This is a genomic window from Vibrio sp. 1CM23M (assembly GCF_023161755.1).
Taxonomy (GTDB): Bacteria; Pseudomonadota; Gammaproteobacteria; order Enterobacterales; family Vibrionaceae; genus Vibrio; species Vibrio coralliirubri.
Map to the genome: position 1 here is coordinate 1 of NZ_JALNTR010000004.1, position 16107 is coordinate 16107.

Below are 16107 nucleotides of genomic sequence, written 5' to 3' on the forward strand. Positions count from 1 at the left end.
TCTCGTATCTCGTATCTCGTATCTCGTATCTCGTATCTCGTATCTCGTATCTCGTATCTCGTATCTCGTATCTCGTAGAAGCATAAAAAAGCCCCAACACGAATGTCGAGGCTTAGAGTATCTTTATCTATGTGGAAGTAGAGTAAATCCGCAGCTCACTACTCTTCGCTGTTTTCAGCAAACTTAGATGGCGACATACCAAAATGGTGCTTAAACCTCTGACTGAAATAGGAGGGGTCATTAAAGCCAGAATCAAACGCGACGTCTGAGATCTTCTCTCCCGCAAGTAACCGCTCGCACGCATGCTCTAAACGCACTTCATTCAAGTGCTCTTTAAAGGTTTTGCTATAAGCCGATTTAAAGCGTCTCTGTAAGCTTCTCTCAGACATAAACAAATACTTAGCAGCAGTTGCAGTACTGAACTCGGCATCAGCGTAGTTTTCACTCACAAGCTGCGACACTCTGTTCTTCCACTCTTGTTCCGCTGTCAGTTTTTGCTGTTCTGGCGTTGAAGCGGCAAGCTTAATGGTTTCAATCTGTTCAATTGTGCTGGCTTCAAGATTATCGAGCACTTGGTACTCAATTGGCCACGAAAGCTGAACCTTATTTTGAGACTCCGAAACAAAGGCATTAAGCTCGCCACCGCTCTGATTCACCAATAGCGGCAGCTTTTCGATGTTAAGGTCGGTCGACTTTCCGGTATAGTCACCCATGCTTGATGCCTGCTTAGGAAAAGGCATGCCATGATCTCGAATGGTTACCACAAGATGCTCCTTAACCTCTTCAACCAGAACCACCATACTCTGCGACTTAAAGTTTCTCTTGATGATACTCCCAACCAAGCTATTGAAGATAATATCGAGATTAAAATACAGCAACGAGACATATCGTTGTTTTGTTTCGACTTTAATATCCAGTTCAATACCAGCTTTCGCTAAGTCGTCCTGCCAAGCTTTGAGTACCGCTTCTAAGATTAAAATTATATCGTAACAAACTTGCCCTTTCCCTTGAGGAGTATTGCTCAATTGGGCTAAGCCATTTTTCAAGGTTAGAATTGGCGACTTCCCGTGCTCGTCATTCCAATTCGGGATCATCGCAGCAATCTGATTCACTTCAGAAGAGAGTTCATTGGCAGTATGAGACACAAGCGCATTCTTAATGGATAGCTGCTTTTTAAGCTGTTGATTAGTCGCGAGCAATATCCGGCTTTGGTGCCTCAATTGATCCGTCTTCAACGCAACTTGCGCTTTTAAGTGCCTGTTGGCAAAAGTGACATAACGAGAACGCCAAAAGACCAAGATAGTCACAACGCCAATCAGTAACATCAGAGAGCTTGCTGCAGCCCAATTGGTCAGATACCAAGGCTCCGCAATCGAGAAGCTTTGATTGGTTGACGCAAAGCGATAATGGGAGTCCTTGACCGGCTTCACTTCAAGTGTGTAATCCCCAGGAAGAAGATGGTCGAGCGTTAACAAGCCCCCTTCAAACTCACTCCATGGTTCATCGTCGCTCAGTCGATATTCCATCGCTGGTGCGAACGTTGCTGGCAAGATACCTAGCTTAAACCCCATCGATGAGCCATAAGGAATCTCATCCAGTTCAGCCGTTTTCCCGCCAAGTGACACCGTTTGTTGGTCGACACTTATCTTACTCAACAAGGCACGGCTCTGAGGTGTGGTTGATACCAGTAACTCGTTAGACAACGCGCTGACTACGCCATACTTTGAGCCGAAAAGAAGCCTCGAAGGTTGGCGATCTTCACTGTAAAACAGAGCACACGCTCCTTCCGCCAATTCATTGGTGATCAAACCAAATGGCGAACCGATGTGTTTATGCAGCTGCCCATCCAACCCGTAATAACTGATGCCTTTCGAAGAGCCTAACCAGACACCATTGTCATCGCTGATCAGGCAGTTAGGGCTAATATTGTCTTCAACAAGAGTGATTTCTTGAATAATAGAGCTGTCATCCGGGATTCGATATACGCCATAACTGCTCGCAAACCACTGCGATCCATCCTTCGCTTTTTCAATATCGACGACTTTGCCAAACCGTTCGCTTGAACGACTAAAGCTAATTCGTTTATCAATGAACGAGTAGAAACCATGGTCTGTTCCTATATAGATACGACCTAGCAAGCCTACATTGAGAGCGGTGATCTTCGCTGGCAAGAACTTGTCGACTAACCAATCAGTGCCATAACTCGTCAGTTTCATGGTTTCGATAGATAACGAATACAGCTTTTGCCCAGAGGTCATCCAAAGAACGTTATCAGCCTGAAGCGCAAGGTTTTCAACACGCACTCCCTCAATTGGCCTTGGCAAATCAAGGGCTTCGGGTTGTAGCGTTTCCGTATTTAGACTGATGATGCCTTGTTCGGTCGCCAACCAAATGGAAGAGCCAAAGAGCTCAAAATCATTAACGGGATTAGAGTAAACACGAATTGGGTTCTCTTCACTTTCAGAATCAACCAAGTAGAGCCCCATTGAGGACGCGACCCAAGATAACTGATCACTGACAGGCAGTACTTTATTGATCACCACACTACTCGAATGCATGCCCATTCCAGTTAGGGGGGTTCTCGAGAAGGTCTTACTGAATAGTGAGAAATATCGGATACCGTTGTTTGTCGCAATCCACATGCCACCAGCATGATCGTTTATCAACGAATATATTTTCTCACCCGGTAACGAGAAGTCTTGATTAGCGGCTTGTTCGAATCGAGTAGTTTGTCCCGTAATAAAGTTGTAGCTAATAAGGCCGTGCTCTGTACCAATCCAATACTGGTCCGAAGTTTCGGCTAGCGAGAGAACATGCGACCCTTTAACTATGGTCTCTTTATCGGGATTCGCGAGATCTACTATCACAGCACCATTTAAAGTACCAATCACTAACTCACGTCGAGCATTCGAAAAATAAACCGTCTCAATATGGTTTTTGTCTGATGCGGTGACATGGGTAAACTCTTGATTCTCTGAAAGGTAAACGCCAGAACTAGTCGCTAGCACCCACTTTGATAGCACCCACTCCGCGTCGTTAATCGTAATGTCACTGCTGTTATTGTATCGGTACAGTTTGAGTAGAGAGTAGGTGTTGAATTCTAAAGATTGAGTGTTGTAGGTATAGAAATTACTGCCATCAGTGACCCAAATATAATCGCCCGATGCACCGATATTAGTTATTTCAGCGCCGGGACTTAGGCTAAACGCCAATTCGTTGCCAATTCCAGGGTTATGTCGATACACCTCGTTATCGAAAAATGTCCAAAACTCATCGTTCAGAAACGCGACTCTTTCCGAAGAAAATTGCAGTAAGCTACCCTTGCGAGGGAATAGAGTTCGGCCGTCGTAAAAGAGTACTTTTCCATGCACATCATGGACCCAAAGCCCGCCTCCGGCACCTAAGTACAAGTTATTAGCCGCAAGAAAATTCCCTTGCGCTTGAACGGGCAAAGGATAGAAAACGGAGGGTGAGGTATTTACCGCTAGAACGCTAAATGAAACGCTCATTAACATGAACATTTTGAAGATAATTCGATACAACTCTTAATCCTGAACAGCAACAACACATGAAATTTTGGGTACCACAACGTCTTATCGTTGCTTAACCAAAAACTGAGTTTTTTTGTGCTTATTATTATCTTTCTATTTTAGCGGAAATTAGAAAAGGAGAAAGGAGGTTTGCTATTTGTTGGGAGGTTTTATCTTAGCGGTCACGAAAATGCCGCAAAAAGCGGCATGATTCATAAATTAACGAGAGCAAAGTAGAGTAAAGAATACTCGTTATGAATTACGTCCCGCTTAAGCAGCTTGTGTAGCTGTCTGTAAGTTGCTGAAGAAAATCGAAATAACTTCCATTCTTCACTTCAACCGTTGAACCGATAGGATCAAGCTGACCTTGCTTAGCGTTACTTCCGCGAGTCACTGATTCAATCACAGCGGGAGTAAATTGAGGCTCTGAGAATACACATTGAACATTGTCGCGTACTAGCGTTTTCTTAATAGCGATCAGGCTTTTTGCACCCGGTTTACGCTCTGGGCTCACCGTGAAGTGGCCTAAGTTATTCAGTTCAAACTCTTGCTCAAAGTAACCATACGCATCGTGGAATACGTAATAACCTTTGTCTTTCACTGGCGCAAGTTGTTCATGAATAGACTGCTGCTTTTCTTTCAAAGCAAGCAGGAAAGAATCTAAGTTTTCTTGATACGCCATTGCGTTATCAGGGTCAGATTCAATCAACTTTGCTGAGATATATTTTGCGGCTACTTCAACTTGGTCGATACCTAACCAAAAATGTGGGTCATGGCTACCATGATTATGTCCTTCATGAGAATCGTGGTCATCATGTCCGAATTCTCGCAAGTTAATTCCTGGAATCTCGCTGATCTTGATAACGTTTTCTTTTGAACCAATCACCTTAGTCAAAAAGGCCTCTAGGTCAGGACCAAACCAGATAACCATATCGGCACTGTGAACTTTTTTGACATCAGATGGCTTAAGCGCATAATCGTGCGGCGAAGCATTGCTGTTCATTAGCACATCCGGTTCACTAACGCCCTGCGTTAATTCCGTCACAATCATTTGAATTGGTTTAAAGCTTGTTAGAATAGTATTGGCACTTGCGACACTTGGCGCTAAAAGCAAAGTAGCAAGTATAAAAGATGAACGTGACATAATCCCTCGATAATAGAAAAGTAGCTTAGGCTTGAGGTAAATGTTACATTATAACATTAGCGAATTGCAAATGAGTTCTATTCATGGATAACTTAATCCAACTAGATTCTGTGAGCGTCGAATTTGACGGTCGAAAAGTTCTAGACAACATCTCTCTAAATTTAGAGCGCGGCAGAATCACCACCCTGATTGGGCCAAACGGTGCAGGAAAGTCGACATTAGTAAAAGTGGTACTGGGTTTACAGACCAAATTTTCAGGCACAATAACAAAAGCTAAAAAACTGAAAATTGGCTATGTACCACAAAAATTAAAGCTCAATGATTCCCTACCGCTCAACGTAGAGCGTTTTCTAAAGCTCACTGGCAAGTTCAGTCAGCAAGAGATCCTTGAAGCATTGAAGCTCGTTGGTGCTGAACATCTGCAGAAGAGTAACATGCACCAGCTATCCGGCGGTGAAAACCAACGTGTGCTGATTGCTCGTTCATTGTTAAGAAGACCAGACCTACTGGTTCTCGATGAACCGGCTCAAGGCGTTGATGTTCAAGGGCAAATTGACCTGTATGATTTGATTGACACCATTCGTCACCGCTTTGGTTGTGCCGTATTTATGGTTTCGCACGATCTGCATTTAGTGATGGCAAAAACAGACGATGTTATCTGTTTGCACCACCACATCTGCTGTTCAGGCGCACCTGCAGACATCAAACACCATCCTTCGTATATTGCGCTCTTTGGCACCGCGACCCAAGAGACACTAGCGTTTTATCATCACCAACACGAACATCACCATCATGATCTTGCAGGCCAGCCTGTCGAAGGCGACGTGCATGAATGTTCAAACCATAAACACGGACACCACTAATGCTTGAGTTTCTTCTTCCCTCTATTTTGGCGGGTTTGGGTATTGCACTAATTGCAGGCCCACTAGGTTCATTCGTGGTGTGGCGTAAGATGGCTTACTTTGGTGACACGCTTGCTCACGCTTCTTTGATGGGCTTAGCACTTGGCTTTCTGTTCAACATTAACTTGTATTTCGCGCTGCTGATTTGTTGTTTGATGCTGGCCGTGTTGCTCGTGACATTGCAAAAACAAAAGCTGGTCGCAACCGATACTCTACTCGGTATTTTGGCTCACAGTGCGCTATCACTTGGTTTGGTTGCTGTCAGCTTCTTAGATAATGTTCGTGTTGATCTGATGAGCTACCTGTTTGGTGACTTGCTGGCAGTATCTCCGACTGATTTGGTGTTCATCTATGCGGGTGCAGCCGTGATTGGGCTGGTACTGGCTATCTTTTGGCGACCACTACTATCAACGACGGTTAACGAGGACCTCGCGGCGGTTGATGGCATCAACATTGATTTAATGCGTCTGATTTTGATGCTATTGGTTGGTATTGTGATTGCTGTCGGTATGAAATTTGTGGGTGCGTTAATCATGACATCGCTACTGATTATTCCTGCAGCAACGGCAAGGAAGTTCTCGAGCACACCTGAGCAGATGGCCTTCCTCGCATCGGTTATTGGCTCTATCGCAGTCTTCGGAGGGTTAAGCTTGTCTTGGTTCTATGATACGCCCGCTGGCCCGTCTGTTGTTATCAGTGCAGCTGCGATGTTTATGTTATCTCAAATGTTTAGAAGCCGAGCTTAATACTTAGCAGTACGATCTCGTATCACGAGAACGTAAAAAAAGGCTTGGTCAGTGACCAAGCCTTTTTAATATCGTTCAGTTAACTTCTATCTCAATCGATAAAAACCAGCTGATTACCAACCCGTGATTTCACGTAGGCCTTTACCGATGTCAGCAAGAGACTTAACAGTCTTAACGCCTGCTGCTTCTAGTGCTGCGAATTTATCTTCAGCAGTACCTTTACCGCCAGAGATGATTGCGCCTGCGTGGCCCATACGTTTGCCCGGAGGAGCAGTAACACCAGCGATGTAAGAAACAACTGGCTTAGTTACGTTTGCTTTGATGAACTCAGCCGCTTCTTCTTCCGCAGTACCACCGATCTCACCAATCATTACGATTGCTTCAGTTTCTGGGTCTTCTTGGAAAAGTTTTAGGATATCAATGAAGTTTGAACCTGGGATAGGGTCACCACCGATACCAACACATGTAGACTGACCAAAGCCTTCATCTGTTGTTTGCTTAACTGCTTCGTACGTAAGAGTACCGCTGCGAGATACGATACCTACTTTACCCTTCTTGTGGATATGACCAGGCATGATACCAATCTTACACTCGTCTGGAGTGATAAGGCCTGGACAGTTAGGACCGATCATGCGAACGCCAGTTTCTTCTAGCTTCACTTTAACGTCGATCATATCTGTTGTAGGGATACCTTCAGTGATCGTTACGATCAGTTCGATACCTGCATCAATCGCTTCTAAGATTGCATCTTTACAGAAAGGAGCTGGTACGTAGATAACTGTTGCTGTTGCGCCAGTTACTTCTACTGCTTCACGTACTGTGTTGAATACTGGAAGGCCTAGGTGAGTTTGACCACCTTTACCAGGTGAAACACCACCAACCATTTGCGTACCGTATGCGATAGCTTGGTCTGAGTGGAATGTACCTTGACCGCCAGTGAAACCCTGACAGATTACTTTAGTGTCTTTGTTAATTAATACAGACATTATTTAGCCTCCGCAGCAGCAACAACTTTCTGAGCAGCATCTGTTAGTGATTCAGCTGCAATGATATCAACGTCAGAATTAGCAAGTACTTCGCGACCTAGGTCTGCGTTTGTACCTTCAAGACGAACAACTACAGGAACTGTTACGCCGACTTCTTTAACCGCACCGATAATACCTTCAGCGATCATGTCACAACGAACGATGCCACCGAAAATGTTTACGAGTACTGCTTTAACATTGTCATCAGAAAGGATGATCTTGAATGCTTCAGCTACACGTTCTTTTGTCGCGCCGCCGCCTACATCAAGGAAGTTTGCTGGCTTGCCGCCGTGTAGGTTTACGATATCCATAGTACCCATCGCAAGGCCTGCACCGTTAACCATACAGCCAACGTTGCCATCTAGTGCTACGTAGTTCAGTTCCCACTGTGCTGCGTGTGCTTCGCGCTCATCTTCTTGAGATGGATCGTGCATTTCACGAAGTTTTGGCTGACGGTACATCGCGTTTGAGTCGATGTTGATCTTACCGTCTAGACAAAGCAGGTTGCCTTCGCCAGTAATGACAAGCGGGTTGATTTCTAGTAGAGCTAGGTCGTACTGAGAGAACATTTTGCCAAGACCCATGAAGATCTTAACGAACTGTTTGATTTGATCGCCAACTAGACCAAGTTTGAACGCCAGTTCACGGCCTTGGTAAGCTTGAGGGCCTACTAGAGGATCGATCGCTGATTGGTGAATCAACTCTGGAGTTTCTTCAGCGATTTTCTCAATGTCCACACCGCCTTCAGTTGACGCCATGAATACAATTTTACGCGTTGCGCGGTCAACAACAGCACCTAGGTAAAGTTCGTTAGCAATGTTTGATGCTTCTTCAACTAGGATCTTTGTTACAGGCTGACCATTAGCGTCTGTTTGGTAAGTCACTAGGTTTTTACCTAGCCACTTTTGTGCAAACTCTTTAACACCTTCTTTGGTGTCATGTAGCTCTACGCCGCCCGCTTTACCGCGGCCACCAGCGTGTACTTGACACTTAACGACTTTCTTGGCTGTACTGATACGACCTGCAGCTTCGAAAGCTTCTTGTGCAGTATCACATGCGAAACCTTCTGGTACAGGCAAACCGAATTCTGCAAACAGCTGTTTGGCTTGGTATTCATGCAAATTCATTTTGATATTCCGTTTATTTTCCCTTAAGGGATTATTATTTCCATAACGACACAGTTTCCTGTGTTACGTCTGTAGGGTCTTCTCAAATCAACTGCTGTCCATTTTCTAATGACTTTACAGTTCAATTGAAGGCCAGACGTTGAGCAGCCTAGCCTTTGAAACTTTTTACGTCTAGCTAACGGGGTTAACTAGACGTTTTAGCGATACTAAACGTCTAATAGCAGACGTGCAGGATCTTCTAGAAGCTCTTTGATGGTCACTAGGAAGCCAACTGATTCACGGCCATCGATTAGACGGTGGTCGTAAGAAAGCGCTAGGTACATCATTGGCAGAATCTCTACCTTGCCATCAACAGCCATTGGACGGTCTTGGATTTTGTGCATACCCAAAATTGCCGCTTGAGGCGGGTTGATGATTGGCGTAGACATTAGAGAACCAAATACACCACCGTTTGTGATAGTGAAGTTACCGCCCATCAGTTCATCAACCGTTAGCTTGCCGTCACGGCCTTTGATTGCTAGCTCTTTGATGCCTTTTTCGATATCAGCGAAACCTAGTGTGTCACAGTCTTTCAGTACTGGAGTCACTAGACCACGTGGCGTAGATACCGCCATGCTGATGTCGAAGTAGTTGTGGTAAACGATATCTGTGCCATCAATAGAAGCGTTCACTTCTGGGAAACGCTTCAGTGCTTCTGTTACTGCTTTCACGTAGAAAGACATGAAGCCAAGACGCGTATCGTGACGCTTCTCGAATTGGTCTTTGTACTGCTTACGAAGGTCCATGATTGGCTTCATGTTCACTTCGTTGAAAGTCGTCAGCATTGCTGTGCTGTTTTTCGCTTCTAGAAGACGGTTTGCAACTGTCTTACGTAGGCGAGTCATAGGCACGCGTTTTTGGCTGCGAGCCGCTGCTGGCGCTTCAACTGCTGGTGCAGATGCTGCTGCCGGAGCCGCTTTCGCTGCTGCTAGGTGTGCGTCGATGTCTTCACGAGTAATACGACCACCAACACCAGTGCCTTTAACGTCAGCTGGTTGTAGGTTGTGCTCAGCAAGCAGGCGACGAACAGCTGGGCTTAGTGCGTCGTTGTTCTCTTCTGTTAGCGCAGCTTTATGGCGCTTGTCAGGAGATGCTTCTGTATCTTCAGTGGTGTCTTTCGTTGGTTCACCAGCGACAGCACCCGGCTTGATTTTAGCCAGAAGCTGCTTCGAAAGTACCGTAGCACCCTCTTCTTCGATGATAGCTTCCAGAACACCCGCTTCAGGAGCCGGTACTTCTAGAACTACTTTATCTGTTTCGATATCTACAATGACTTCATCACGTGCAACCGCTTCGCCCGGTTTTTTGTGCCAAGTAGCAACTGTTGCATCAGCCACAGATTCAGGTAAATCTGGAACCAGAATTTCAATTGTCATGTGCGTATTTTCCTTTTACTTCTAGTTCTTAAGTAGGGTCAAAGCGTCGTCAACTAACGCTTTTTGTTGTTTCAAGTGTACTGACATATAGCCAACAGCTGGTGATGCTGATGCAGGACGACCTGCGTATTGAATATCAGCACCTACTGGGATAGCAGCTCGGAAATTATGTTGGCTACTATACCAAGCACCTTGGTTTTGTGGCTCTTCTTGACACCAAACGTAATCGACTACATTTGTATACTGTGCGATGGCAGCTCTCACGTCCTCATAAGGGAACGGGTAAAGTTGCTCAATACGTACAATAGCGACATCGTCTTGCTCGTTCTTACGTCTTTGGTCAAGCAGGTCAAAGTAAACCTTACCTGAACAGAACACGACGCGTTTTACGTTCTCAGGAGCCAGATCATCAATTTCTGCGATAGCTGGTTGGAACGTGCCTTCTGCCAAATCTTCAAGAGAAGAAGTACACAGAGGGTGACGAAGCAATGACTTAGGTGACATTACAATCAGTGGACGACGCATTGGTCGAACAACCTGACGGCGAATCATGTGGTAAACCTGAGCTGGTGTTGAAGGAACAACAACCTGCATGTTTTGTTCAGCACATAACTGAAGGTAACGCTCAAGACGTGCAGAAGAGTGCTCTGGGCCTTGGCCTTCATAACCGTGAGGAAGCAGCATAGTTAGACCACATAGACGTGCCCACTTTTGCTCACCTGATGAAATGAATTGGTCGATAACAACTTGTGCACCGTTTGCGAAGTCACCAAATTGGGCTTCCCAAAGGGTTAGACCACTTGGCTCTGCTGTTGCGTAACCATACTCAAATGCGAGTACCGCTTCTTCAGATAACACCGAGTCAAACACTTGGAATGGCCCTTGTTTATCATGAATGTTCGCAAGAGGAACATACGTGCTTGCATCTGATTGATTGTGCAGTACTGAGTGACGGTGGAAGAACGTACCACGACCTGAATCTTGGCCTGAGATACGAATACGCTTACCGTCGTCAACAAGTGTTGCGTATGCCAGAGTTTCAGCCATACCCCAATCGACTTGTTTCTCACCATTCACCATGGCAGTACGATCGTTGTACAGTTTATTTACTCGGCTTTGCAGCTTGTGGCTGTCTGGGTATTGGCAAAGTTTGGTACCAAGCTCTTTCAGGCGCTCGATATCAATCTTGTTATCCCACTCGATGTTCCAGTCGTGACCTAGGTAAGGAGACCAGTCTACTGAGTGAAGTGCCATTGGACGCCACTCTTTAACCACAACTTCACCGTGATCAAGTGCATCACGATATTCGTTAACTAGCTGAGTTGCTGTATCAATACCAAATTCACCGCGCTCCATTAGCACGTCAGCGTAAAGCTTACGTGGTGTTGGGTGCTTTTTGATTTTTTGGTACATCAAAGGCTGTGTAGCATTCGGCTCATCGGCTTCATTGTGACCGTGGCGACGGTAACAAACCAAATCAATAACAACATCACGCTTAAACGTATTACGGTAATCCAATGCAAGACGCGCAACGAACGCAACCGCTTCTGGATCATCAGAGTTAACGTGGAAAATCGGAGCCTGAACCATCTTCGCGATATCGGTACAGTACATCGTAGAGCGTGTATCGCGAGGGTTAGACGTTGTAAAGCCAACTTGGTTGTTTACAACGATACGAACCGTACCACCAACACAGAAACCACGCGCTTGAGACATGTTAAACGTCTCTTGTACTACACCCTGACCAGCGATAGCTGAGTCACCGTGGATAGTAATTGGAAGTACACGGCTACCATCATTATCACCAAGGCGATCTTGACGCGCACGTACTGAACCGATAACTACCGGGTTTACGATTTCTAAGTGAGATGGGTTAAATGCTAGTGCTAAGTGAACGTTGCCGCCTGGCGTTGCGAAGTCCGCAGAGAAGCCTTGGTGGTATTTCACATCACCAGTACCCCACGTGTCATCGTGCTTGCCCGCAAACTCGTCAAACAGGTCTTGTGGCTTTTTACCAAGCACGTTGACCAACATGTTTAGACGACCACGGTGAGCCATACCAACAACAACTTCACGCATGCCTTGTCCGCCAGCATGACGAATAATTTCTTTCGTCATTGGGATAAGAGCATCACCACCTTCCAACGAGAAGCGTTTTGCGCCTGGGAATTTCGCACCAAGATAGCGCTCAAGACCTTCAGCAGCAGTTAGCTCTTCTAGGAAAGCTTGCTTTTCTTCTTTGTTGAAAGAGGGTTGACCAGATACAGACTCTAAACGTTGTTGGATCCAACGCTTTTGCTCTGTATTTGTCATGTGCATGTATTCAGCACCAATAGAGCCACAATAAGTTTGCTTTAGAGATTTGTAGAGATCTTTAAGCACCATCGTCTCTTGGCCAATGGCGTAAGAGCCGACGTTAAACGTCTCATTGAGGTCATCTTCGGTAAGAGTGTGGAAAGAAGGGTCCAGTTCATCAACTGTCGCTCTTTTCCATAAACCTAGGGGGTCTAGATTTGCTGCTTGATGCCCTCGGAATCGATAGGCATTAATAAGTTGCAGAACCTTTACTTGTTTCGCATCGACATCTGGATCACTAACTTGGACACTGTAATGCTTTGTTTCTTGAGCGAGTCGACGGAAGTATTCACGAACACGAGAGTGTGGTTGTTCCACTGTCTCTGAAGCTTGCACAGGCAGTTCTTCAAAAACACTTCTCCATTCGTCACTTACCGAATCTGGGTCACTTAGATACAGTTCATAGAGTTCTTCTACGTACGTTGCATTGGCGCCAGCCAAGTGTGAAGACTCGAGCCATGCCTTCATCACGCCGTTGTGCATATTTTCCCTTAACCAGTAGTTTTCACGTTTGCTGCGGTCTATGCCGAGCTATTAAAAGGCCGCCCCAAAACTTCTAGGGCGGCAATTTTTATATAACTTAAACCGAACGATTCACTAGCATGGTCTTGATGTGACCAATCGCTTTCGTCGGATTTAATCCCTTAGGACAAACACTTACACAATTCATGATGCCATGGCAACGAAAAACGCTAAATGCATCATCAAGATCGGACAAACGTTCGTCTGTCGCTGTATCTCGGCTATCAATTAGCCAACGGTACGCTGCAAGCAGGCCTGCTGGTCCGATGAATTTGTCAGGGTTCCACCAGAATGATGGGCATGACGTTGTACAACATGCACACATGATACATTCGTACAATCCATCTAAATGAGCACGCTCATCAGGGCTTTGTAAGTTTTCACGAGCCGGTGGCACATTGCCATCAGACACTAAGAATGGCTTCACTTTTTCATAGTTATCGTAGAACTGAGTCATGTCTACAATCAGGTCACGAACAACGGGTAAGCCAGGCAGTGGGCGAATCACAATCTTGTCTTGGCCCGAAAGCGCAGACAACGGCGTGATACACGCTAAGCCATTTTTACCGTTCATGTTCAAACCATCCGAGCCACATACACCTTCACGGCATGAGCGACGGAATGAGATTGTTGGATCTTGCTCTTTCAACAGAATAAGCGCGTCCAAAAGCATCATGTCTGAACCTTCATCCACTTCTAGAGTGTATTCCTTCATATAAGGCTTCTGGTCGACATCTGGATTGTAACGGTATAAAGAGAAATTCAGTTTCATGGTCATATCTCCTTAGTACGTACGTGCTTTTGGTGGGAACGCTTCACGATGGATAGGTTCCATGTTTACACCACGTTTAGTCATGCTCTCTGACTCTGGGTTGTAAAGTGAGTGGCATAGCCATTGCTCATCATCACGGTCAGGGAAATCGAATCGAGCGTGTGCGCCACGGCTCTCTGTACGGAAGTTTGCAGCAACAGCGGTTGCGAATGCCGTTTCCATCAAGTTTTCAAGCTCTAGACACTCAATACGTTGAGTGTTGAACTCTGTAGACTTATCAGATAGGTGTGCATTCTTCAGACGCTCACGAATCGCTTTTAGCTCTTCTAGGCCTTCAGCCATTGCTTTGCCTTCACGGAATACCGAGAAGTTGTTCTGCATACATTGCTGAAGATCTTTACGGATTTGCGCTGGATCTTCGCCATCTGTACTGTTTTCCCAACGGTTGTAACGCTCTAGTGAACGCTCAATGTCAGCTTCAGTTGCAGGCTTCGCTTCGTCTTGCTTCTTCAGTGTCTCACCTAGGTGTAGACCTGTTGCACGACCAAATACCACTAAATCAAGCAGTGAGTTACCACCTAGACGGTTAGCACCATGTACTGATACTGATGCGATTTCACCACAAGCAAATAGACCTTGGATTTCAACATCGCTGCCGTCTTCGGTTTGCTTAATAGCTTGACCAGAAACTTGTGTTGGAACACCACCCATCATGTAGTGACATGTCGGGATTACTGGGATTGGCTCTTTCACTGGATCAACGTGAGCAAAGGTACGAGAAAGTTCACATACACCAGGAAGACGAGATTCAAGCGTCTCTTTACCTAGGTGATCAAGCTTAAGCTTAATGTGTGGACCCCAAGGGCCATCGCAACCGCGACCTTCACGAATTTCAACCATCATTGAACGAGCAACAACATCACGACCCGCTAAGTCTTTAGCGTTTGGTGCGTAACGTTCCATGAAGCGTTCGCCGTCTTTATTAAGAAGGTAACCACCTTCACCACGACAACCTTCCGTTACCAATACACCTGCACCAGCGATACCCGTTGGGTGGAACTGCCACATTTCGATGTCTTGCATAGGAACGCCAGCACGAATAGCCATACCAACACCGTCACCAGTGTTAATGTGTGCATTGGTTGTTGATGCGTAGATACGACCAGCACCACCGGTAGCAAGGATTGTTGCCTTCGCTTTGAAGTAGCAAACCTCACCCGTTTCCATACAAAGCGCAGTAGTACCTAAGATTGCACCATCTTCGTTCTTAACAAGATCCAGTGCATACCACTCAGAGAAAACGGTCGTTTTGTGTTTAATGTTTTGTTGGTAAAGCGTGTGTAGCAGAGCGTGACCAGTACGGTCGGCTGCAGCTGCGGTACGAGCCGCTTGCTCACCACCAAAGTTTTTAGATTGACCACCGAAAGGACGCTGGTAAATAGTACCGTTCTCAAAACGAGAGAAAGGTAGGCCCATTTTTTCAAGTTCGATTACCGACTCAGGACCGTTTTTACACATGTATTCGATAGCGTCTTGGTCACCGATGTAATCAGAACCTTTTACGGTGTCGTACATGTGTTGTTCCCAATGGTCTTCATGCGCGTTACCAAGAGCAACAGTGATGCCGCCTTGCGCTGAAACCGTATGAGAACGAGTAGGGAAAACTTTAGAAAGCAATGCACAAGAAAGGCCTTGCTCAGAAATTTGCAGTGCGGCACGCATACCTGCACCACCAGCGCCGATAACTACGGCATCAAACTCACGAACAGGAATAGTCACTTACGCACCCCACAAAATAAACAGACCAGAGAAGAAATATCCAAGAAGAACTGCAACAACACCGACTTGAAGACCAACACGCAGTTTTGCGCATTTGATGTAGTCAGTTAGTACTTGCCATAGGCCGATCCACGCGTGAACCAAAACAGAAGTAAGCGCTAACATGGTGAAGACTTTAGTGAAGGTTCCACCAAAGAATTGCGTCCAAGATGCGTAAGAGATATCACCAGAGAAAGCACAGAAGCTGACTAGGTAGATAGTGTAAAGCGTCATAATGATGGCAGTTGCACGAATCAATAGATAATCGTGGACACCATTACGACCAAAAGTAGAAACGTTGTTTACCATACTAAGATCCCCGCTAGTAGAGACAATACCGCTGTTGCTGCGAATGCAACCTTAGCGCTCTTAGCGCCAGATTCCAGCTCTTCAAAGTGACCAAGGTCCATAAGAAGGTGACGAATACCACCAGCAATGTGGTAAGCCAAAGCGGTTAAAATGCCCCACAGAATAAACTTCACGAAGAAACCATCGACAATGTCGCTAGCTTCGGCAAAGCCTACTGGGGATGAGAGGGAAATGGATAGTAACCAAAGCAAAATTCCAATCGCGACAAAAGTTATCACCCCAGACACACGGTGTAGGATGGAAGCTATTGCTGTGATTGGAAAGTGGATGGTCTGTAAATCTAAATTAACAGGTCTTGTCTTTCTTTCTTTCACGGGCTTGCTCACTCAGCTCCATTGAGCATTATGGTCATTAAATAACCTTATGATATTGTTATGGACAA

At 45.6% G+C, this 16107-nt stretch carries 12 protein-coding genes; 2 read left to right on the top strand and 10 right to left on the bottom strand.

Translation table 11 applies throughout. From position 1 onward, the window contains the following. Positions 1-158 precede the first annotated feature (158 nt). Positions 159-3521 (bottom strand): AraC family transcriptional regulator, encoded by a 3363-nt coding sequence (locus tag MSG35_RS14240; RefSeq protein WP_248384521.1) that lies wholly within the window; start codon positions 3519-3521, stop codon positions 159-161. 268 nt (positions 3522-3789) lie between these two features. Beyond that, a complete protein-coding gene (gene znuA / locus MSG35_RS14245) occupies positions 3790-4674 on the bottom strand; it encodes a zinc ABC transporter substrate-binding protein ZnuA (RefSeq protein ID WP_081230926.1) in 885 nt (294 codons plus the stop codon). Between the two features lie 83 nt (positions 4675-4757). On the opposite strand from znuA, the gene znuC reads away from it, so the two are divergent. Together znuC and znuB are read left to right on the top strand one after the other, a co-directional pair. Then, complete coding sequence (gene znuC / locus MSG35_RS14250; RefSeq protein WP_012604527.1) at positions 4758-5537, top strand: zinc ABC transporter ATP-binding protein ZnuC; 780 nt, start codon at positions 4758-4760, stop codon at positions 5535-5537. After that, positions 5537-6322 (top strand): zinc ABC transporter permease subunit ZnuB, encoded by a 786-nt coding sequence (znuB, locus tag MSG35_RS14255; protein WP_248384383.1) that lies wholly within the window; start codon positions 5537-5539, stop codon positions 6320-6322. The genes znuC and znuB overlap by 1 nt, the downstream gene beginning before the upstream one ends. A 113-nt stretch (positions 6323-6435) precedes the next feature. Here the strand turns inward: znuB and sucD are convergent, their stop codons facing one another. From sucD to sdhC, 8 genes are all read right to left on the bottom strand, one after another. Beyond that, entirely contained in the window at positions 6436-7308 is an 873-nt protein-coding gene (gene sucD, locus MSG35_RS14260) for a succinate--CoA ligase subunit alpha (RefSeq protein ID WP_004734209.1), read from the bottom strand. Next, positions 7308-8474, bottom strand: a complete 1167-nt coding sequence (gene sucC, locus MSG35_RS14265; RefSeq protein ID WP_019820479.1) for an ADP-forming succinate--CoA ligase subunit beta — start codon at positions 8472-8474, stop codon at positions 7308-7310. The genes sucD and sucC overlap by 1 nt, the downstream gene beginning before the upstream one ends. 206 nt (positions 8475-8680) lie before the next feature. After that, complete coding sequence (odhB, locus tag MSG35_RS14270) at positions 8681-9889, bottom strand: 2-oxoglutarate dehydrogenase complex dihydrolipoyllysine-residue succinyltransferase (protein WP_017056410.1); 1209 nt, start codon at positions 9887-9889, stop codon at positions 8681-8683. Between the two features lie 21 nt (positions 9890-9910). Then, positions 9911-12727: a 2-oxoglutarate dehydrogenase E1 component gene (sucA, locus tag MSG35_RS14275; protein ID WP_017061946.1), complete on the bottom strand. Its 2817-nt coding sequence runs from the start codon at positions 12725-12727 to the stop codon at positions 9911-9913. A gap of 97 nt (positions 12728-12824) precedes the next feature. After that, positions 12825-13538: a succinate dehydrogenase iron-sulfur subunit gene (locus MSG35_RS14280; RefSeq protein WP_010436773.1), complete on the bottom strand. Its 714-nt coding sequence runs from the start codon at positions 13536-13538 to the stop codon at positions 12825-12827. A gap of 12 nt (positions 13539-13550) precedes the next feature. Further along, positions 13551-15317 (bottom strand): succinate dehydrogenase flavoprotein subunit, encoded by a 1767-nt coding sequence (gene sdhA, locus MSG35_RS14285; protein WP_048606450.1) that lies wholly within the window; start codon positions 15315-15317, stop codon positions 13551-13553. Beyond that, entirely contained in the window at positions 15318-15665 is a 348-nt protein-coding gene (gene sdhD, locus MSG35_RS14290) for a succinate dehydrogenase, hydrophobic membrane anchor protein (RefSeq protein WP_010436768.1), read from the bottom strand. Then, a complete protein-coding gene (gene sdhC / locus MSG35_RS14295; RefSeq protein ID WP_017061948.1) occupies positions 15659-16051 on the bottom strand; it encodes a succinate dehydrogenase cytochrome b556 subunit in 393 nt (130 codons plus the stop codon). Before sdhC ends, sdhD begins: the two co-directional genes overlap by 7 nt. Positions 16052-16107: the final 56 nt, after the last annotated feature.

Bases quoted from the DNA above. Each gene is read 5' to 3' on its own strand.
- odhB (WP_017056410.1), bottom strand. From the start codon at position 9,889: ATGACAATTGAAATTCTGGTTCCAGATTTACCTGAATCTGTGGCTGAT.
- sdhD (WP_010436768.1), bottom strand. From the start codon at position 15,665: ATGGTAAACAACGTTTCTACTTTTGGTCGTAATGGTGTCCACGATTAT.
- MSG35_RS14280 (WP_010436773.1), bottom strand. From the start codon at position 13,538: ATGAAACTGAATTTCTCTTTATACCGTTACAATCCAGATGTCGACCAG.
- sucD (WP_004734209.1), bottom strand. From the start codon at position 7,308: ATGTCTGTATTAATTAACAAAGACACTAAAGTAATCTGTCAGGGTTTC.
- sucC (WP_019820479.1), bottom strand. From the start codon at position 8,474: ATGAATTTGCATGAATACCAAGCCAAACAGCTGTTTGCAGAATTCGGT.
- sucA (WP_017061946.1), bottom strand. From the start codon at position 12,727: ATGCACAACGGCGTGATGAAGGCATGGCTCGAGTCTTCACACTTGGCT.
- znuA (WP_081230926.1), bottom strand. From the start codon at position 4,674: ATGTCACGTTCATCTTTTATACTTGCTACTTTGCTTTTAGCGCCAAGT.
- znuB (WP_248384383.1), top strand. From the start codon at position 5,537: ATGCTTGAGTTTCTTCTTCCCTCTATTTTGGCGGGTTTGGGTATTGCA.
- znuC (WP_012604527.1), top strand. From the start codon at position 4,758: ATGGATAACTTAATCCAACTAGATTCTGTGAGCGTCGAATTTGACGGT.
- MSG35_RS14240 (WP_248384521.1), bottom strand. From the start codon at position 3,521: ATGTTCATGTTAATGAGCGTTTCATTTAGCGTTCTAGCGGTAAATACC.